This is a genomic window from Sanguibacter keddieii DSM 10542 (genome assembly GCF_000024925.1).
Lineage (GTDB): Bacteria > Actinomycetota > Actinomycetes > Actinomycetales > Cellulomonadaceae > Sanguibacter > Sanguibacter keddieii.
The window spans coordinates 1,011,139-1,031,036 of record NC_013521.1; the positions used below are offsets into that span (position 1 = coordinate 1,011,139).

Consider the following 19,898-nt stretch of genomic DNA (forward strand, 5'->3'; position numbering starts at 1 on the left):
CACGAGTCCTCCAGCCCACCGGCTCGCCCCGGTAGTGTCACCGGTTAACCTTGTGTGCTGGTATCTCTACAGAGGGAGTGTGCGTTGGACGCGGACCTTGTCATCGTCGGTTCTGGATTCTTCGGTCTCACCGTCGCCGAGCGGATCGCCGAGGAGTACGGCCGCAAGGTCCTCGTCGTCGACCGCCGTCACCACGTGGGCGGCAACGCCTACTCGGAGAACGAGGCGCAGACCGGGATCGAGGTGCACCGCTACGGTGCCCACCTCTTCCACACCTCCAACGAGCGCGTCTGGGAGTACGTCAACCGGTTCACGTCCTTCACGGACTACGTGCACCGGGTGTACACCACGCACAAGGGCGAGGTGTACCCCATGCCGATCAACCTCGGCACGGTGAACCAGTTCTTCCGCTCGTCGCACGGCCCGCAGGCCGCCCGCGACCTGCTCCTCGAGCAGGCTGCCGAGCTCGGCGGCAAGTCGCCGGAGAACCTCGACGAGCAGGGCATCTCCCTCATCGGGCGCCCGCTCTACGAGGCGTTCATCCGCGAGTACACGGCCAAGCAGTGGCAGACGGACCCCAAGGACCTGCCGGCGAGCATCATCTCGCGCCTGCCCGTGCGCTACACGTACGACAACCGATACTTCTCGGACACCTACGAGGGTCTGCCGACCGACGGGTACACGCGCTGGATCGAGCGCATGGCCGACCACAAGAACATCGAGGTCCGCCTGGACGTCGACTTCTTCGACGAGTCGCAGCCGGTCAACAAGAAGAACGTCGTCGGCAACGTGCCCGTCGTCTACACCGGCCCGGTCGACCGCTACTTCGACTACGCCGAGGGCGACCTCTCCTGGCGCACCCTCGACTTCGAGGAGGAGGTGCTCCAGGTCGGCGACTACCAGGGAACCTCCGTCATGAACTACGCGGACGCCGACGTGCCGTACACGCGCATCCACGAGTTCCGCCACTTCCACCCGGAGCGGGACTACCCCAAGGACAAGACCGTGATCATGCGCGAGTTCTCGCGCTTCGCGGAGAAGACCGACGAGCCGTACTACCCGATCAACACCGCAGCCGACCGTGAGCGCCTGCTCGCCTACCGCGACCTCGCCGCGGCCGAGAAGGACGTGCTCTTCGGCGGGCGCCTCGGCACGTACAAGTACCTCGACATGCACATGGCGATCGGCTCGGCCCTCTCCATGGTCGACAACAAGCTCGCGCCGCACTTCGGCGCCGGCCGCTCCATCGAGAGCGGCGGGGTCGACGCATGAGCGCCACCACCGCAGCCCCGGTGAAGCCCGCGACGGTGACCCGCACCCTCCAGCGCGTCGTGCTGCCCCTCGAGGCCGACCAGGACATCCTCCCGCTCTACGTCGAGGGCGAGCAGCAGCAGCCCCCGGTCGTCGCCCACGGGGAGAAGGAGCGCGGCGCCGCCGCCGAGGCGCAGGACCTCTCGCAGGTGCTCTCGCGCACCAGCTACGCGGTCCGCGCGCAGCAGCGCACCTCCTTCGGCACGTACTTCAACGCCTTCCCCGCCAGCTACTGGCGCCGCTGGACGGTCGTCACCGAGGTCACCCTCCGGGTGACGCTCCTCGGCTCGGCCGACGTCATCGTCTACAGGTCCAACGCGAAGGGCAACGTCTACCGCGTCGAGTCCACGCGGGTCGAGGCTGGCACCGACGCGACCGCGGGCACCGACGTCTCCTTCAGGCTGCCGCTGTCGACCTTCGCGGACGGCGGCTGGTACTGGTTCGACGTCATCGCCGCCGACGGGGGAGCGACCGTCAAGGCCGCCCGCTGGGAGGCCGAGGTCCCCGAGGACCGCGCGACCCCCGGCACCCTGTCGATCGCCGTCACCACGCTCAACCGCCCGGACGACGTCGTCGCCCTCCTCGGCCAGCACGGCGCCGACCCCGAGCTCCTGTCCATCCTCGACGAGGTCATCGTCGTCGACCAGGGCAACCAGCACCCCACCGACGCCGAGGGCTTCGCCGAGGCCGAGAAGGGCCTCGACGGGCGCCTGCGCGTCATCATCCAGGCCAACCTCGGCGGGTCCGGCGGGTTCTCCCGCGGGATGAGCGAGACCCTCGACGCCGAGAAGAGCACCTACGTGCTCATCTCCGACGACGACGTCCGCACCGAGCCCGAGGGCATCGTCCGCGCCGCGACCTTCGCCGACCTCTCGCGCCGCCCGACGATCGTCGGCGGCCAGATGTTCTCGATGTTCGACCGCCCGTACCTGCACTCCATGGGCGAGCGCATCCAGCCGTGGCGCTTCTGGTGGGGACCGGTCCTCCAGGACTCCGAGGGCCACCACCTCGACAAGGAGTCGCTGCGCAGCACCCGCGAGCTCCACCGCCGCGTCGACGTCGACTACAACGGGTGGTGGATGACCCTCATCCCGCTGTCCGTGGTCCGCGAGATCGGCCTGTCCCTCCCGCTGTTCATCAAGTGGGACGACGCCGAGTACTCGCTCCGCGCCCGCCAGACCGGCGTCCCCACCGTCACGCTCCCCGGCGCAGCCGTGTGGCACGTGCCGTGGACCGACAAGGACGACACCCTCGACTGGCAGGCGTACTACCACGAGCGCAACCGCTTCGTGGCGGCGCTGCTGCACTCCCAGTACCCCCGCGGCGGCCGGATCGTCCGTGAGTCCTTCATCCACCAGACCCGGCACCTGCTCGCCTCGCAGTACTCCGTGGCCGAGCTGCGCCTCATGGCCCTCGAGGACCTCCTCAGCGGCCCCGAGCACATGCACGACCAGCTCGGCACCCGCCTCGGCGACATCCGTGCCGTGCGCGCCGCGCACCCGGACTCGACCGTCGAGAAGGACCCGGGCGCCTTCCCCGCGCCCCGTCGCGAGAAGATGCCCAAGAAGGGCGAGGGCGTCCGCCCGCCGTCCAACCGGGTCGGCCTGCTCACGATGGCCGCCGTCGGCGCCGTCAAGCAGCTGCGCCCCATCCGCCAGCTGTCCAAGAGCCACCCCGAGGCCGAGGTGCACGCCGCCGACGCCAAGTGGTGGATGCTCGCGCAGTTCGACTCCGCCGTGGTGTCCACCTCGGACGGCTCCGGGGCCTCGTGGTACCACCGTGACCCCGAGCGCTTCCGCTCGCTCATGACCCGCTCGGTGAAGATCCACGAGCAGCTGCTGCGCGCCTGGCCCGAGCTCTCCGAGCAGTACAAGTCGTCCATCGACTCGCTCGTCGGCCAGGACGAGTGGAAGAAGACGTTCAGGGGCGAGCGCTAGACCATGGCCCAGACAGAACTCTCGGTCCCTGGGAGAGGACGCGGCCTCGTCGACGTCTTCTCCCAGCGGTACCTCCTCAAGCTCCTCGTGCGCAAGGAGCTCCGGGTCCGCTACCGCGGGTCCGTGCTGGGCATGGCGTGGTCCTACGTCAAGCCCGCGACGCAGTTCGTCGTGTTCTACTTCGCGATGGGCGTGTTCCTCAAGGTCGGGCAGGACATCGACTACTTCGCGGTGTACCTGTTCTCGGGCATCGTCGTCATCAACTTCTTCTCCGAGGCCTTCGGCAACGCGACCAGGACGTTGATCTGGAACGCGCACCTCATCAAGAAGATCTACCTGCCCCGAGAGCTGTTCCCCGTCAGCGCGATCTACGTGTCGGTGGTGCACTTCCTGCCCCAGCTCGTGGTCCTGCTCGTCGGGGCGCTCGCCGTCGGGTGGCGACCCACGCTGCTCGGGGTCCTCGCAGCGTTGCTCGGGTTCCTGCTCACCGCGATCCTGGGCCTCGGCCTCGGCATGCTGTTCGGGTCCGTCAACGTGTTCTTCCGCGACGCGGAGAACTTCGTCGACCTCCTCCTGCTCGTCGCGACCTGGGCCTCACCCGTCCTGTACTCCTTCGCGATGGTCAAGGACGCGTTCGAGAACCACGCGTGGCTCATCACGGTCTACGAGCTCAACCCGATCACCGTCGCGGTCCAGCTGTTCCACTACGCCTTCTGGGTGCCCGTGGGCGGCCCCGACGCGATGTCGCAGATGCCCGACAGCATGGTCCAGACCACGATCACCGGGTTCCTCGTCGCGTTCGTCGTCCTCTTCCTCGGCCAGACGGTGTTCCGTCGCCTCGAGGGCCGATTCGCCCAGGAGCTCTGAGCCATGGCCACCTCACGCACCACCACCGGCCCGGTCAACATCGAGATCGCCGACGTCACCAAGTCCTTCACGCTCCGCCACCAGCGGTCCATGAAGGAGCTGCTCGTCGCCTCCGTCAAGGGCAAGGACCTGTCCAACAGCTTCAACGCCCTCGACGGCGTGAGCTTCGACGTCCACGAGGGCGAGACCGTCGCGCTCCTCGGCTTCAACGGCTCGGGCAAGTCCACCTTGCTCAAGCTCATCGCCGGCGTCATGCACACCGACGGCGGGACCATCCGCACCCGCGGACGCGTCGCCGGGCTCATCGAGGTCGGGGCCGGGTTCCACCCGGACCTCACCGGCCGCGAGAACGTCTACATGAACGGCGCCATCCTCGGGATGAGCGAGCAGGCGATCGAGAAGAGGTTCGACGACATCGTCGCCTTCTCCGAGATCGAGAAGTTCATCGACACCGAGGTGAAGTTCTACTCCTCGGGCATGTTCCTGCGCCTCGCCTTCTCGGTCGCCGTGCACTCGGACCCCGAGGTGTTCCTCATCGACGAGATCCTCGCCGTCGGTGACGAGCCGTTCCAGAAGAAGTGCCTCGCGCGCATCCGTGAGCTCTCCGCCGAGGGCCGCACCCTCGTCATCGTCTCCCACGACCTCGACATGGTCGCCGACCTGTGCGACCGCGGCATCCTGCTCGAGAAGGGCAAGATCGTCGCCGACGGCGAGAGCCACGAGGTCGTCAAGCAGATGCGAGGCTGACGGTGTCCTGGGCGTCCACCTGGGAAGAGGTGCTGCGCGGCATCCTCGTCCTGGCGGTCCCGGGCGCCCTCGTCGGGTACGCCGTCGGCCTGCGCCGCTGGTGGCTCGTCGCCACCGCACCGGCGCTCAGCGTCGGCACCCTCGCCACCTGGGGCGTGCTGCTGTCCTTCGCGGGGATCCCCTGGACCGTGCTGAGCGTCGGCGCGGCCACGCTCCTCACCGCCGGGGTCCTGCTCGGGGCGCAGACCGCCCTGCGCCGCGTGTGGCGCCCTGACCGCGCCGCCCTCGGCTGGTGGCCCGCGACGGTCGCCGGCGTCGCCGTCGCCGGGTTCCTCGGCGTGGTCGCCATGCGCGACGGCATGGCGCACCCCGACGCACCCCCGCAGACCTGGGACGCGATCTTCCACCTCAACGCCGTCCAGCGGGTCCTCGACACCCAGGACGCCTCGTCGCTCCACCTCGGCCAGCTCACCGCGCCGCTGCGCGACCCCGCCATCTACCCGGCCGCGTGGCACGGGCTCGTGTCCTTCGTGGTCGTCGACAACGTGGTGGTCGCCACCAACGTCGTCGCGATCCTCGTCGCCGCGGTCGTGTTCCCGCTCGGCTGCGCCCTCCTCGCCGCCGCGCTGCTGCCGGGCTCGCGCCTGCTCCCCGGGCTGACGGCCGTGGCCGGCGTCGCCTTCGTGGCCTTCCCCGGCCGCATGGTGTCCTACGGGACCCTGTGGCCCAACGCCCTCGGCTACGCGCTGCTGCCGGTCGCCCTCGCCCTCACCGTCCGGCTGCTCGACCAGGCGCCGGTCGCCGACCGACGGCGCGGACCCCACGTCGGGGCACGCCACGTGGCCGCGCCCGCCACCACACGCCGCGGCGCGCGAGAGCAGACCGCCGCAGGCCACCTGCCGCTCGACAACCTCGCGCCCGCCACGACCGAGACCAGCCGCACGCCGCTCGTCCTCGCCCTGCTCCTCACCCTCGTCGCGGTCACCGCTGCGCACCCCAACGCCCTCATCGGCTACGGCGCGGTCTCGGCCGCCCTCGTGCTCGTCGGGGTGGTCCGGGTCGCGGCCGTCGCCGTGGTCGAGCGCCGCTACGTCGAGCTCCTCGCCCTGGTCCTCACGACCGGGGCCGTCGTGGTCCTCGCGACGCTCATCTTCCGGTCACCGCAGATGCAGTCCGTCATCGCCTACGAGCGCGGGACCTACGCGACGCCTCTCGAGGCCGTGTGGCAGGCGCTGAGCGACACCCAGCTCACCGTGATCGGTGCCGGCAACGGCGACCCCTCGTGGGTGCTCGCCGGGCTCACCGTCCTCGGGTTCCTCGTGGCGCTCGTGAGGTCCCGGCTGCGCTGGCTCGCGCTCGCCTACGCCGTGGTCCTCACGCTGTTCGTCGCCGCCAACGACCCGACCCTGCCCATCGGTGCACTCGCCGGGCCCTGGTACAGCGACGCGGTCCGCCTGGGCGGGCTCGTGGTCGTCGTCGCCGTGCCGCTCGTCGGGCTCGGCCTGCTCCTCGTCGCCCAGGTGCTCGGGCTCGGGCTGCGTGCCCTGCTCGCCCTGGTGCCTGCCCCGAGGTCTCCGCGGCGCGCAGGTGCGCTGCGCGGTGCCGTGGTGTCGGTCATCGGTGTCGCCGTCGTGGTCGCCTTCCTGGCGACGACGGGCCTGGCGCGCCAGGATCTCCGCGAGCACCGCATCCTCGCCGAGTACGGACGCTCCGACGACCCGGCGTGGCCCGGCATCGTCACCACCGGCGAGATCGAGCTCATGGAGCGGCTCGCCGACGAGCTCCCCGAGGACTCCGTCGTGCTCGGCAACCCCTTCACCGGGGCGCCCTTGCTCTACGCGATCAGCGGCACCGAGGTCGTGTTCCCGCACCTGCGCGGCGCCTGGACCCCGGAGTCCCGGTACCTCGGGCTGCACCTCGCCGACATCGCCACGGACCCCGAGGTGTGCCGGCTCATCGACGAGCTCGGCGTCACCCACCTGTACGTCGACCCGCAGCTCTACTGGCCCGAGCACAGCTCGCGGGAGCTCTACGCCGGCATGGGCGAGGAGCCGCCTGCGGTCGAGGGCTTCACCCTCGTCGACCAGGCAGAACGCGCCCGCATCTACGCCGTCGACGCCTGCTGAACGGCTGCCTCTTCAGCCCCGAGGTCGATTGCGACCCGGTGCGCGGGTACGACATGATGGTCGTCTCCTGCGCTGATGCCGGCGCGGGACCGTGCGCCACCACCGACCGCTAGGGGATCCGTGTTCAAGCAGCGTCAGCGCCCAGCAGCCCGCAGCCGCGTGCTCTACCTCGTCGCGACCCCGGGTCACCCGAACTTCGGCGACGAGGTCATCGTCCGCCGCTGGCTCGAGACCCTCGCGACGGTCGAGCCCGGCGCCCAGGTGTGGGTGGACTGCCCGAACCCCGGCCCCGCGGCCGCGCTGCTCAAGGACGCCCACCCTGACCTGCACTTCACGGACACCGTGTTCCGGCTCTGCTGGGACGCACCGGGGGAGACCCCCAAGGAGGTCGAGGAGTTCGTCACCTCGGCCCTCGACCACCCGTGGGAGGCGCCGCGGTGGATCCCCGGCATCGACCTGCTGCGCACCGCCGACGTGTTCCACGTGGTCGGCGGCGGGTACGTCAACACCATCTGGCCCCGGCACACCGGGATCGTCGCCGTCGCCCGCTGGATGAAGCGGGCGGCCGAGGCGCGCGTCGCCGCCACCGGCCTGGGCCTGCTGCCCGCCGACGACGGCGCCGACGGCCTGTGGCGCGAGGCAGCACCGTCATTCGACGTGCTGACGGTCCGCGACACGGAGTCGCACGAGCTTTTCCAGGGCGCCCCGCAGGCTCGTCTGGCTCCCGACGACGTGTTCCTCGGCGGCCTCGCGCCGCTCTACGCCCGGAACGCGGCGTCCGCGCCGGAGTTCATGGTGTGCGTCCAGGACGACCTCAACGAGAGCGACGACTTCACGCCCGTGGTCGAGACCGTCGCCAGCACGCTGCGCGCCTGGGGTGCGGCCGGCAAGCCGATCGGCGTCGTCGAGTGCATCCCGCGCGTCGACCGCCGGATCTACGACCGGCTGGTGCCGGAGTTCGGCGACGACCTGCAGTTCTACTCCCTGTGGGAGATCCTCCGCGACGGGTTCCCCGCCGCCCCGCACCAGCGCTGGGTGTCGAGCCGGTTCCACCCGCACATCCTCGCCGCCGCGGCGGGGGCCTCCGGGGTGACCCTGTCCATCCGCGAGGACTACTACGACGTCAAGCACGCCGCCGTGCGCCGCATGGGCTCCGACTGGGGAGCCGTCGCGACCGGCGCGACGGCCACCCAGGCCGGGGGACCCGGCACCCTGCCCGAGCGCTCGACCAAGCACTCGAAGACCCTGGTCCAGCTCGCCCGAGAGATCTACGGCTGAGCAGAGGTCAGTGGCCGGCCTGGGCGTACTTGGCCTCGGTCGCGGCCTTGGCCGGGCGCCACCACGCCTCGTTGGCGCGGTACCACTCGACGGTGGCGCGCAGGCCGGCGCCGAAGTCCGTGAAGGTCGGCTCCCAGCCGAGCTCGGTGCGCAGGCGGGTCGCGTCGATCGCGTAGCGCATGTCGTGCCCCGCGCGGTCGGTCACGTGGTCGAAGTCGTCGGTCGGGCGACCGAACACCTCGAGGAGGGTCTGGACCACCTCGAGGTTGTTCTTCTCGCCGTCGGCCCCGATGAGGTAGGTCTCGCCGATCTGGCCGCGGTCGATGATCGCCCACACCGCCGTGTTGTGGTCCTCCACGTGGATCCAGTCGCGCACGTTCTCACCCGCCCCGTAGAGGCGGGGGCGCACGCCGTCGATGAGGTTGGTGACCTGGCGCGGGATGAACTTCTCGATGTGCTGGTACGGCCCGTAGTTGTTCGAGCAGTTCGAGATGGTCGCCTGCACGCCGAAGGACCGCGCCCAGGCGCGCACCAGCAGGTCGCTGCCGGCCTTCGTGGACGAGTACGGGCTCGACGGGTTGTACGGGGTGTCGGCCGTGAACTTGGCAGGGTCGTCGAGCTCGAGGTCGCCGTAGACCTCGTCGGTCGAGATGTGGTGGTACCGCACGCCGTGCTTGCGGACGGCCTCGAGCAGCGTGTACGTGCCGATGAGGTTGGTCTGCACGAAGGGCCACGGGTCGTGGAGCGAGTTGTCGTTGTGCGACTCCGCGGCGAAGTGCACCACGAGGTCGCTCTCGCCGACGAGCCGGTCGACCAGCGCACCGTCGGTGATGTCGCCCTGCACCAGGGTGACGCGGTCGGCGACCGGCGCGAGCGAGGTGGCGTCACCGGCGTAGGTGAGGGCGTCGAGCACCGTCACCTCGACGTCGGGGCGGTCGCGGACGGTCGTGTGGACGAAGTTCGAGCCGATGAACCCGGCCCCACCGGTGACGAGCAGACGCATGCGTGGTTCCTCCAGGTCGAGACGTGAACGCTCCAGGGTATCGAACCCCGCCCGCTGGCCCCGGCACGGAGGACGACGCCCGGGCATCCGGGACGAACGTGCAGGTTTGTGCTCCGCCCGCCCGCGCGCCAGACTGAGCCGGTGAACCAGCCGACCCGACGAGCGACCGCCCTGCTCAGCCCGCGCCAGCTCGACCCGCGTCGCAACAGCCTCAACATGTTCCGGCTGGTGCTGGCCCTCGGTGTGCTCGTCGCGCACGCCTTCACGCTCGCCGGCCGCCCCGAGCCCTTCTGGCAGGGCGAGAGCATCGGTGGCTGGGCGGTCTCCGGGTTCTTCATCATCAGCGGCTACCTCATCACCGCCAGCCGCATGCGCACGCACCTCACCGAGTACCTGGTGCACCGCATCGCGCGGATCTTCCCCGCCTTCATCATGAGCCTCGTCGTGGTCGTCGTGATCTTCGCGCCGCTCGGCTACTACCACGCCAACGGCACGCTCTCCGGGTACCTCACCACGGGCAACACCCCGCTCAACCACGTGTACTCGTCGATGTTCCTGCAGATGGGCGACTACTCCGTCGCCGGCACCCCGACGGGCGTCCCCTACCCGGGGGCGTGGAACGGGTCGCTCTGGTCGCTGTACTACGAGTTCCTCTGCTACCTGGCGATCGCCTTCCTGGCGCTGCTGCCCGTCGTCAAGCGCTCGCCCTGGCCGATCGCCGTGGCCTTCGGGCTGAGCGTCGTCGCGCAGGCGAAGGTCGGTGCGGTCTCGAACCTCTTCGGCGGGAACGTCGACGCCGTGCTCATGTGCAAGCTGCTGCCGTACTTCCTCGGCGGGTCGCTCGTCTACATGCTGCGCGAGCGCATCCCGCTGCGTGCGGTGGTCGGCATCGCCTCGGCGGCCGTGGCCCTCGGGCTCATCATGATGTGGCCGCAGTGGGGCGGCCAGGCGGCCTCGCCGTTCCTCGCCGTCGCGCTGCTGTGGCTCGCCACGGTGATCCCCTCGCCCAAGGTGCTCGCGACGCACGACATCTCCTACGGCGTGTACATCTACACCTTCCCGATCCAGCAGCTGCTCGCCGTCTACGGGGTCCACGAGAGCTTCGTGCTCTACATGGTGCTCACCGCCGTGATCGTCGTGATCCCGGCCACGGCCTCGTGGCTGCTCCTCGAGCGTCGTGTGATGAAGCACGTCCGCACCTACGACCACCGTCGCGTGTGGGCCCTCGCGAAAGAAGAGCCCGCGATCTGACGCGGAGCAGCGGCCGTCGCGCGCAGCCGGGCACGTCGGTGACCCGGAGCCGCGGCCCTGCGTGGATGTCGTGAAGGTGGCCTCTGCCACAGCCTCGTACAGGCTGGAGACGCGAACCGCTACCGTAGGCTGCTGGGGTCCTCCTCGCGCCTGCCGCCTGGAGCCCTGCGTGCCGCCACCTCGTCAGTGGCGAGCGAGCCCGAGAGCGTCAGCCGTCGCTGAGCCCGGGCCGTCCGCCCCGGTACCGCGCGCGCCCCACCCGACCGAAGAAGAGAAGCTGTGATGCTCGAAGAGATCTGGGCAGTCTGCGCGAGCCTGCTGCTGGCCGTCGTCCCCGGCGCCGCCGTCCTGGTGGCCGCCCGACTGCGGGGCTGGGTGCTCGTCGCCTCCCCGCTCGTCACCTACGGGATCGTGACCATCGGCGGTGCCCTGTGCACCTGGACCGGGATCTCCTGGTCGATCTGGGGGCTGCTGCTCAGCACCGTCCTCTGGGTCGCGGTGGCGCTCGCGCTCAGCGCGTTCGTCCCGCAGGTCCTCCAGCCCGTGGTCACCGACGACAGCGACTCGACCGAGGGCTCGCCCGTCACGGGCGAGCACGCCGAGGTCGCCTCGCCGCTCACGCACCGCCTCACGTGGAAGGTGCACGGCCTCGTCGCCGCCTGCGCCGCCTTCGGCGGGCTCTTCGGCGCCTACGTCCTGCGCCGCGGCATGGGCTCCCTCAACTCGGTGGTGCAGGACTGGGACGGTGTGTTCCACGGCGCCGTGGTGCGTTGGATCGCCGACACCGGCGACCTCTCGCAGTCCTCGATCGCCCAGCTCAACAACCGCGAGACGGTCGACACCTTCTTCTACCCGAGCTCGTGGCACGGCCTCGCCGCCCTCGGCTGGGACCTCGGCGTCGACTCCGTCCCGCGCCTGCTCAACGCGGGCTCGCTCATGATGCCGATCCTGCTGGCCTTCGGCATCGCGGGCCTCGTGCTCCGTGCGACACGCAACCCGGTGATGGCCGGCGCGAGCGCGATCCTCGTGACGATGCCCTCGGCCCTCGTCTTCGACACGCTGTGGCGCGGCCCGCTCATCCCCTTCGCGGTCGGCCTGGCGATGGTGCCCGCTCTCGTCCTGCTCTTCGACAAGGCGCTCACCCACCGGTCCACCGGCCTCTTCCTCGCGACCGGCCTCGCCGCGGGCGGCGTCGTCGGCGTGCACCCGAGCGGTGTCTACACCGCCTTCATCTTCCTCGTGCCGTGGATCCTGCAGCGCTGGATCACCCGCCGACAGCTCATCGTCGGCGACCTGCTCTCGATCGTCGCGATCGGGTTCGTCGCCGCCCTCGTCGCCGCGCCCTCGCTCCTCACGGCGATCAGCGCCAGCACCGGCGCGCGCCAGGACTGGCCGGCCGTCGAGACCGCCGGGCAGGCCGTCGGCGAGGCGCTCCTGCTCAACCACGCCCGCAGCGGCCCCCAGTGGGCGATCGTGCTCCTCGCGGTGGTCGGGGTGCTCACCTTCCGTCGGGTCCGTGGGCTGTGGTGGTTCTGGGTCGCCGGGATCATCTCGCTCGGGCTCTTCGTCCTCGCAGCCGCCTACGACACCCCGCTCGCCGAGGACCTCACGGCGCCCTGGTGGAACGACCGCTGGCGCTTCGCCGCGATGGTCGGCATGTTCGTGGCCGTCGCCGCCGGTGTGGGCGTCGCCGCGATCGTCGAGCGCGTGCCGCGCTGGGTCGCCGGCCTCACGCCGGTCGGGATCAAGACCGCGACCGCCGGTGTGGTCGTGGTGCTCGTCGGGTCGTTCTCCATGCTCAGCCACGCGGGCTACGCGGAGCAGAACTCCAGCCGCATGTACTGGAACTTCCAGAGCGGCTCGGTCATCGGGCAGGACGACCTCGAGCTGTGGTCCAAGGCGGCCGACATCGTGCCCGAGGGGCAGATGGTCCTCAACGACCCGACCGACGGCTCGACCTGGATGCTCGCCATGGAGGGGCTGCGGCCGTTCTTCGGCGGCATCACGCTCGCCATCCCGAACCAGGCGGGCCTGACGGCCACGCAGGAGGCGATCCTGTTCCACCTGTCCGACATCGCGACGGACCAGGAGGTCCGCGACATCGTCGACGAGTACGGGATCGAGTACGTGATCGTCGGTGACGGCTGGATCCACGGCATGAGCCGTGCGGCCGGGTTCCTCGACCTCGAGGACAACCCGTCCTTCGAGCTCGTGGAGCAGGTCGGCGAGGCGCAGCTCTTCCGGATCGTCGGGTGAGCGAGCTCCCCGCCGCGCAGCCGACCCAGGCAGGCGCCCTCGACGGCCGCGGCGCCCGCGGCGTCGCGGTCGCCGGGATCGTGGTCGCCGCGACGGGGTTCGTCATCCAGGCCCTCGTCTCGCGGACGGCCTCCGCCGAGGACACCGCGCTGTTCCTCGTCTTCTGGTCGCTGCTGTTCGCCGTGGTGGGCATCACGGGAGGCATCCAGAACGAGAGCACCCGCGCGGTGCGTGCCGGGCTCCGCGGCGACGTCCCGACGGAGACGGCCACCGCGCCCGGCGCGCGGGTCGTGCCCGTCGGCCTCGCGGTCGGTGCGCTCATCGCCGTGGTCGTGCTCGCCACGTCCCCGCTGTGGGCGTCGAGCGTGCTGCAGGAGCACACCGTCGTCGGCGTCGTGCTCGTCGCGCTGGCGGCCCTCGCGTTCTCCGGGCACGCCTCGGCGACCGGCGCGCTCGCCGGGGCCGGCGCGTGGAAGGTCTACGCGCGCGTCGTCGGGCTCGAGTCCGTGGTGCGCCTCGTCCTGGTGGTCGGCGTGGTTGTGGTCAGCGCCACGCTCTTCAACCTCATGGTCGCGACCGCCGTCGCGACCGGTGCGTGGCTGCTCGCGCTCGCCACGAGCGCCCAGACGCGCAGCACCCTCGCCATGCGCGCCGACCGCCCGGCCCGGCAGTACGTCACGGGCCTCGGGCACGCGATCGTCGCGTCGTCGTCCACGGCGGTGCTCGTGGTCGGCTTCCCGGTCCTCATCCAGCTCACCACCCCGGACGACGTCGTCACCGCGGCCGCCCCGCTGCTGCTCGCCATCTCGCTGACCCGCGCGCCCCTCCTCCTGCCGCTCAACGCCTTCCAGGGCGTCGCGATCGCGCACTTCGTGGAGCACCCCGAGCGACGCGCCCGGACGCTCACGGTGATCGTCGGGATCGTGGCCGTCGTCGGCGCTGTCGGCGCCGGGCTGGCGGCCCTCGTCGGGCCGTGGCTCATGGACGTCGTGCTCAACCAGCAGATCGGGTCGGCGGTGCTCGCCGCCCTCACCGGCGCCGGCGCCCTCCTCGCGCTGCTCACCCTCACGGGGACGGCGGTGCTGGCCCTCGGCCGCCACCGCGCGTACTCGGCCGGCTGGGCCGTCGCGAGCATCCTCGCGGTCGTCCTGCTGCTGCTCCCCGGCTCGCTCGAGCAGCGCGTCCTCGTCAGCCTGTGGGTGAGCCCGCTGGTCGGCGCGGCGATCCACGCGGTGGCGCTCGTCCGGTCCCGAGCACCCCGATCGGTAGGATGACACCCATGGTCGACTTCCTCACCGAGCGCGTGCTCGTCATCATTCCCGCGTGGAACGAGGAGGAGACGCTCGGCGCCGTGCTCGACGAGGTCGCCGCCGAGCTGCCCTACGTCGACGTGCTCGTCGTCGACGACGGCTCGACGGACCGCACCTACGAGGTGGCCCGTGCCAAGGGTGTCCGTGTCCTCCAGCTCCCCGTCAACCTCGGAGTCGGCGGCGCCATGCGTGCGGGCTACAAGTTCGCCGCCCGCAACCGCTACGGCTACACCGTGCAGCTCGACGCCGACGGCCAGCACCCTCCCGCCGGTGTCGTCACCATCTTCGACGCGCTCTCCGCGAGCGGTGCCGACGTGATGATCGGGGCGCGCTTCGCCGGCGAGGGCGACTACGAGGCCAAGGGGCCGCGACGCTGGGCCATGAAGCTGCTCTCCACGATCCTGTCGCGCGTCACCCGTGCGCGCCTCACCGACACCACGTCGGGCTTCAAGGCCTGCGGCCCGCGGGCCGTCGACCTGTTCTCGCGGACCTACCCGGCGGAGTACCTGGGTGACACCGTCGAGGCCCTCGTCATCGCGGCACGCGCCGGGATGAAGGTCGGCCAGGTGGGCGTCACCATGCGTCCGCGCGCGGGCGGTCGCCCGTCGCACAGCCCCGTCAAGGCCGCGGTGTTCCTCGTCCGGGCGATGCTCGCGCTGTGCATCGCCCTCACCCGACCGGGTGTGCCCAAGGAGGAGAGAGTCTGATGAGCGGTTACGGATTTGTCGTCGGCCTGTCGGTCGTCGTCCTCGCCTCGTTGATCGGCCTCATGCGCAGCCGCCGCATCCGCGAGAAGTACGCGGCCGTGTGGATCGCGCTCGGGCTCGGCATCATCGTCGTCTGCGTGTGGCCGAACCTCGCGGTGTCGCTCGCGCGGCTCGTGGGCGTCGAGACCCCCTCGAACCTCGTGTTCGCGGTGGCCCTCGTCATCCTCCTCGGCGTGTGCATCCAGCTGAGCGTGGCGCTGTCCGCCCAGGAGGAGCAGTCGCGCACCCTGGCCGAGGAGATCGCGCTCATCCGGTGCACCCTCGACGAGGCCGGGATCTCCGACAAGACGTCGCACCCGACCCCCGTGCCGGACGACGGCACCGAGGGCCCGCACACCGACTGACCGGCCGGCGCGCCAGGCCGGGGCCCGGTCGGGCGCGGCCCGTCCCGCGCACCGAGGTGCGCCCGCCTGCAGCAACCGACCCGCCCGCAGCAACCGATCAGGAAGGTGCGTCGTCGTGCCCACCGTCTCCGTCATCATGGCGGTCTACAACGCCCAGGACACGGTCGTGCGCGCCGTGCGCAGCGTGCTGGACCAGACCCACCCCGACCTCGAGCTGCTGCTCGTCGACGACGCGTCGACCGACGCCTCGATCGACACGGTGCGCGCCCACCTCGCCGAGCGGGGCGGTGACGACCGCGTGCGGTTCCTGACCCACCCGACCAACCGGCGCGCGGCGGCCGCCCGCAACACCGGGGTCGACGCCGCGACCGGCGACTTCGTGGCCTTCGTCGACTCCGACGACGAGCTGCTGCCCACCTACCTCGAGACCCTCGCCGGCGCGCTCGCCGAGGGCGTCGACATCGTGGTCGGCAACGTCGTCTACGTGCGGCCTGACGGCTCGCAGCGCGAGCGTCACCCGGCGGTGACGGGCGACTTCCCCGGGGCACAGGCCGCCGAGCTCGGGCTCTTCGACAAGATCACGCCCTTCACCTGCGACAAGCTGCTGCGGCGCAGCCTCTACGACGGCGTGCGGTACCCCGAGGGGATCATCAACGAGGACTTCCTCACCAACCCGGTCCTCGCGGCGGCGGCGCGCACGGTCCGCGTGGTCGACGCGCCCGTGTACCGGTACCACGTGCGTGCCGACTCGGTGACGTGGGGGAGCATCCCCCCGGTGAGCGAGCTGGACACCGCCGAGGCGTACCTGCGCGGCGCGCTGCTGACGCCGGGATCCTCGGCGAGCCTCCGGGCGGCCGTCGACCACGCGATGGTGTTCCTCACCCTGAGCTCCGCCCAGCGGGCGCTCATCAAGGAGCCCGCGACCGCGCACGACCGTCAGGTGGTGCGCGACTGCCGCAGGCGCATCCGGCTCAGCACCCTGGTGCGGCTGGTCCGCCGCGCCCCGGTGACGGTGGCCGGCGCCCTGCTGCTCAAGACCGCGCCGCCGCTCTACACCTGGCTGTACCGGCGCCACGTGCGGGCCAGCTACGGACAGGACGCCTGACTCATGACGACGAGCCCCACCCCCGGCCCCGAAGGAGCCCTCGTGCCCGCACAGGACGTGTCCGTGATCATGCTCGCCTACGGCGTCGAGGAGTTCCTCGGCGACGCTGTCGCGGCCGTGCTCGCCTCCGAGGGGATCGACGTCCACCTGGTCCTGGTCGACAACGGCTGCACCTCCGACGCCGTGCGGACGCTCCCCGAGGACCCGCGTCTGCGGGTGCTGCGTCCCGCGGAGAACCTCGGGTTCTCGGGCGGGGTGAACTACGGAGCCCTCGAGGCGACGTCGGAGCACCTCGCCTTCGTCAACAGCGACGCGATCGTCGCGCCGGACGCCCTGCGGATCCTCGTGGACGAGGTCGACGTGCCCGGCCGCGGGATCGTCAGCGCCTGCGTGCGGCTGGCCGACAAGCCCGACCTGGTCAACAGCGTGGGCAACCCGATCCACGTCCTCGGGCTCAGCTGGGCGGGCGGCATGGACGAGCCCGTCGCTGACCACCAGGTGCCCCGCGAGATCGCCTCGGCCACCGGCGCGTGCCTCGTGGTGACCGCAGAGCACTGGCGTGCCCTCGGGGGGTTCCCCGACGATTTCTTCGCGTACGTCGAGGACCTCGAGGTCAGCTGGCGCACGTGGCAGCAGGGGCTGTCGGTGCACTACGTGCCCGCGGCGGTCGCCGACCACCACTACGAGTTCAGCCGCTCGCCGCTCAAGATGTACCTGGTCGAGCGCAACCGTCTGCTGTTCGTCCTCACCGGGTACGGCACGCGTCTCCTCGCGCTCCTCGCCCTGCCGCTGCTCGCCTTCGAGGTCGCGATCTTCCTCATCGCCCTCAAGGAGGGCTGGTGGAGGCAGAAGGTCAAGGGCTGGGGCTGGATCCTGCGGAACACGCGCTGGGTGCGGGAGCGCCGCCGCCTCGTGCAGTCGACGCGCACCGTCCCCGACAAGCAGCTGGTGCACCGGCTCACCGACACCTTCGACCCCGCGCAGTTCCCGCTGCCCGCCGGCGGAGGCCTCGTGCAGGGCGTCCTCAAGGCCTACTGGCGCGTCGTCCGCCGCTTCGTCTGAGCGCACCACCCGCACCGCTCGCAGCACCTGGACCACGGACGAGGCCCCGTGCCCGACGCGAAGAGCGTCAGGCACGGGGCCTCGTCCGTGCGGTGGGACCGGTCAGCGGTAGCTGACGGTGATGGCCCCGTTGCGGGTGTCGAAGGTGATGCGTCCGCCCTCGAAGTTCTGGTAGACCAGCACGCCCGAGACCGTCTCGTCCGAGACGGGGTAGCCGAGGCGCCCGTTCTCCCAGCCGTTGTGGCCCCACCAGGTGAGGATCGCCCCGTTGACGGCCTTGGTGCCGTGCATGGGGGTCCAGTAGATGGCACCGCGCTCGAAGCTCTGCACCGAGCCGCCTGCGCGCAGACCGCCGCGCTCGCTCACCGTCGGGAAGCCCATGCCGTTCTCCCAGCCGCGGGCGGCCCACCACTGGTAGATGCCGCCGCGGATCGCGTGCGCACCGTAGGCCGGGTGGTAGTAGATCGGCCCGCCCTCGAAGCTCTGGACGGCGCCGCCGCTGCGCAGCGCGCGCTCTGCGGAGACCGGGAACCCGAGCACGCCGCGCTCCCAGCCCATGGCCGACCAGCGGCCGACCATCGCACCGAGCACGGTCTGCGGACCACCGGCAGGGCTCCAGTAGACGTGCCCGCCCTGGAAGGTCTGGACGACGCCGCTGCGGACCAGCGACTTCTCGGCCGAGACGGGGTAGCCGAGGCGACCGCGCTCCCAGCCCTGGCCGCCCCAGTAGGTGCCGACGCCGCCGCGCACCATCTGCGCGCTCGTGGCGGGGGACCAGTAGATGGTGCCCTTCTCGAACTGCTGCATGACGCCGCCCTTGGTCAGGCCCGTCTTCTCGACCGCGGTCGGCTGCCCGAGGAGGTTCTGGTTGTTCTGCCAGACGCCGGCGATCGCACCGATCACCGGGAAGTTCGGCCGGCCGAACCAGTCGTCGTAGAACTTGGCGAAGTTGAAGTTGCCGTAGGAGGAGCAGCCGTCGGGGCGCCCGTTGAGGAGCGCGCCGTTGGGCGTGTACGGCGTGTAGTTGTAGAGGCTCGCGGTGGCCTGGTTCTCGATGCGGACGCTGACGCTGCCGCAGGCGGCGTTGGGGTGCAGGCGCACGGCCTGGGTCCGTCCGGCGACGTGCGCGTAGCCGTAGGGGTTCTGCGCGTACCGCTTGAACTGGGCCGACGCGTTGTAGAGCTGGTTGAAGAACCCGTAGTACTGGTCGTCGCAGGCCGCGGTGTCGGGGCAGCCGAAGCCGGTGGCGATCTGGTACTTGCGGGGGGGTGAGCGCGTTGCCGCTCGAGGTGACCAGGCTCTGCTCCTTCTGGAGCAGCACCAGCAGCACCTTCGGGTTGATGCCGCAGGCGGCACCGACCTTGCGGATGATCGCCGCGGCGGTCTCGTTCGCCGCGCCGGAGTAGGCACTGCAGCGTGCGGTCGCGGCACGGTTGGGGGTGCTCTGCCGGAAGTTCTTCAGGCAGGGCACGCCGTTGCCGGCGGGGACGCAGTTGGGCGCCCGCTGGTTGAGGAAGGTCTGGACCTGCGCGGTGGTCATGGAACCGGAGTTGTAGAACTCGGCGTCCGAGATGATCATCCCGGCGCGGAAGGTCGCGGCCTCGGCCGGCGCCTGGGTCGCCGTGACGAGGGGGGCGACGAGCGCGACGAGCAGCGCGGCGACGAAGACCGCCGGTGCGCGGCGCAGGCGTGCGGCGCCGGTCATCGGATCGTCACCGTGGTCGGCGCGCTGATGCCCGACCGGGTCGCCGACTGGTAGCCGATGGTCGCGTGCCAGTCGCCGAGGGGCAGGCCGGTGGTGGTCATGGTGAGACCGCCGCAGACCGTGGTCGTGGCGTCGGCCTCTGCCGGTGCCTCGATGGTGCGGACGTCGTCGCCGCGGGTGAGTGTCAGGGTGCAGGTGCCGTCGGCCTCGACGTCGGGCACGAACCCGCTGGCGAGGACAGCGCCGGCCACGAGGTCGGTCGAGGCGAGCGTGATTTGCACGTCGGCCGCTGCGAGTGCCGGGTCGGCCGGACGCTCGAGGTCGCCCTCGGTCGGTGCTACGGCGTCGGGCAGCGGTGCGCCCGCGAGGGCGTCGTTGGGCTCGACGGCGAGCGCGCCGCTCTCCTCGGTCTGGACGGGCTCGTCCTCCGGGGCGGGGAGCGAGGCGGGGTCCGTCGGGTCGGTCGACGGCTCCTCGGTCGCGGTGCCCTCGTCGGTGGGCTCCTCGGTCGGCTGGTCGGTCGCGGTCCCCTCGGTGGGGTCCTCGACCGACGCGTCGGCCGGGCTGGTCTCGGTCACGGGTGCGCTCGGGTCGTCCGACGGCACCGCCTGTGCGGCGATGGCGAGAGAGAGGACGAGGACCGGAGCCGCCGCGGCCGCGAGTGCGGTCTGACGTTTCATGTGGGTTCCCCCTGGTGGGCCGCAGACGCCTCAGCGGGATCTGCAGACGATGTTCACGGTGCGGTCACCCTACCCAGACATCTCGCCCGCCTCGGGCACGCCACGCCCTCACGGGACACACCGTGACACGACTGTGCCCTGGCGCGAGC

The 19,898-nt window shown here is 71.1% G+C and carries 16 protein-coding genes; 13 read left to right on the top strand and 3 right to left on the bottom strand.

Annotated elements, in window-relative coordinates; genetic code table 11:
- The first annotated feature begins 84 nt into the window (after nt 1-84).
- The 6 genes from glf to SKED_RS04350 all read left to right on the top strand — a co-directional run bounded on the left by glf (nt 85) and on the right by SKED_RS04350 (nt 8,266).
- Nucleotides 85-1,272, top strand: coding sequence for a UDP-galactopyranose mutase (gene glf / locus SKED_RS04325; RefSeq protein ID WP_012865906.1), 1,188 nt, complete (start codon nt 85-87; stop codon nt 1,270-1,272).
- Nucleotides 1,269-3,248, top strand: a complete 1,980-nt coding sequence (locus SKED_RS04330; RefSeq protein ID WP_012865907.1) for a glycosyltransferase — start codon at nt 1,269-1,271, stop codon at nt 3,246-3,248. The genes glf and SKED_RS04330 overlap by 4 nt, the downstream gene beginning before the upstream one ends.
- Nucleotides 3,249-3,251: 3 nt before the next feature.
- Nucleotides 3,252-4,115: an ABC transporter permease gene (locus SKED_RS04335; RefSeq protein WP_012865908.1), complete on the top strand. Its 864-nt coding sequence runs from the start codon at nt 3,252-3,254 to the stop codon at nt 4,113-4,115.
- 3 nt (nt 4,116-4,118) lie between these two features.
- Nucleotides 4,119-4,862: an ABC transporter ATP-binding protein gene (locus tag SKED_RS04340; protein WP_012865909.1), complete on the top strand. Its 744-nt coding sequence runs from the start codon at nt 4,119-4,121 to the stop codon at nt 4,860-4,862.
- Nucleotides 4,863-4,864: 2 nt separating this feature from the next.
- Complete coding sequence (locus tag SKED_RS04345) at nt 4,865-6,988, top strand: DUF6541 family protein (RefSeq protein ID WP_012865910.1); 2,124 nt, start codon at nt 4,865-4,867, stop codon at nt 6,986-6,988.
- A gap of 120 nt (nt 6,989-7,108) precedes the next feature.
- Nucleotides 7,109-8,266 carry a polysaccharide pyruvyl transferase family protein gene (locus SKED_RS04350; protein ID WP_052293868.1) on the top strand — a complete coding sequence of 386 codons (1,158 nt, stop codon included), beginning with the start codon at nt 7,109-7,111 and terminating at the stop codon, nt 8,264-8,266.
- A gap of 7 nt (nt 8,267-8,273) precedes the next feature.
- Here the strand turns inward: SKED_RS04350 and rfbB are convergent, their stop codons facing one another.
- Nucleotides 8,274-9,269, bottom strand: a complete 996-nt coding sequence (gene rfbB / locus SKED_RS04355; RefSeq protein WP_012865912.1) for a dTDP-glucose 4,6-dehydratase — start codon at nt 9,267-9,269, stop codon at nt 8,274-8,276.
- 141 nt (nt 9,270-9,410) lie between these two features.
- Here rfbB and SKED_RS04360 point away from each other — a divergent pair, with 141 nt between their 5' ends.
- From SKED_RS04360 to SKED_RS04390, 7 genes are all read left to right on the top strand, one after another.
- Nucleotides 9,411-10,520: an acyltransferase family protein gene (locus SKED_RS04360; protein WP_143755655.1), complete on the top strand. Its 1,110-nt coding sequence runs from the start codon at nt 9,411-9,413 to the stop codon at nt 10,518-10,520.
- 282 nt (nt 10,521-10,802) lie between these two features.
- Nucleotides 10,803-12,776 carry a DUF6541 family protein gene (locus SKED_RS04365; protein WP_012865914.1) on the top strand — a complete coding sequence of 658 codons (1,974 nt, stop codon included), beginning with the start codon at nt 10,803-10,805 and terminating at the stop codon, nt 12,774-12,776.
- Nucleotides 12,773-14,050, top strand: coding sequence for a hypothetical protein (locus tag SKED_RS04370; protein ID WP_012865915.1), 1,278 nt, complete (start codon nt 12,773-12,775; stop codon nt 14,048-14,050). Before SKED_RS04365 ends, SKED_RS04370 begins: the two co-directional genes overlap by 4 nt.
- A 5-nt stretch (nt 14,051-14,055) precedes the next feature.
- Nucleotides 14,056-14,793, top strand: a complete 738-nt coding sequence (locus tag SKED_RS04375; protein WP_012865916.1) for a glycosyltransferase family 2 protein — start codon at nt 14,056-14,058, stop codon at nt 14,791-14,793.
- Nucleotides 14,793-15,197 carry a DUF2304 domain-containing protein gene (locus SKED_RS04380; protein ID WP_012865917.1) on the top strand — a complete coding sequence of 135 codons (405 nt, stop codon included), beginning with the start codon at nt 14,793-14,795 and terminating at the stop codon, nt 15,195-15,197. Before SKED_RS04375 ends, SKED_RS04380 begins: the two co-directional genes overlap by 1 nt.
- 115 nt (nt 15,198-15,312) lie before the next feature.
- The gene (locus tag SKED_RS04385) at nt 15,313-16,302 is read left to right on the top strand and encodes a glycosyltransferase family 2 protein (protein ID WP_012865918.1); all 990 of its coding nucleotides are present in this window, start codon (nt 15,313-15,315) and stop codon (nt 16,300-16,302) included.
- A gap of 3 nt (nt 16,303-16,305) precedes the next feature.
- Entirely contained in the window at nt 16,306-17,364 is a 1,059-nt protein-coding gene (locus SKED_RS04390) for a glycosyltransferase family 2 protein (RefSeq protein ID WP_012865919.1), read from the top strand.
- Nucleotides 17,365-17,466: 102 nt separating this feature from the next.
- Here the strand turns inward: SKED_RS04390 and SKED_RS04395 are convergent, their stop codons facing one another.
- Nucleotides 17,467-18,720, bottom strand: coding sequence for an LGFP repeat-containing protein (locus tag SKED_RS04395; RefSeq protein WP_169310128.1), 1,254 nt, complete (start codon nt 18,718-18,720; stop codon nt 17,467-17,469).
- A 345-nt stretch (nt 18,721-19,065) separates the two neighbouring features.
- Nucleotides 19,066-19,749, bottom strand: a complete 684-nt coding sequence (locus tag SKED_RS04400; protein ID WP_012865920.1) for a hypothetical protein — start codon at nt 19,747-19,749, stop codon at nt 19,066-19,068.
- Nucleotides 19,750-19,898 lie beyond the last annotated feature (149 nt).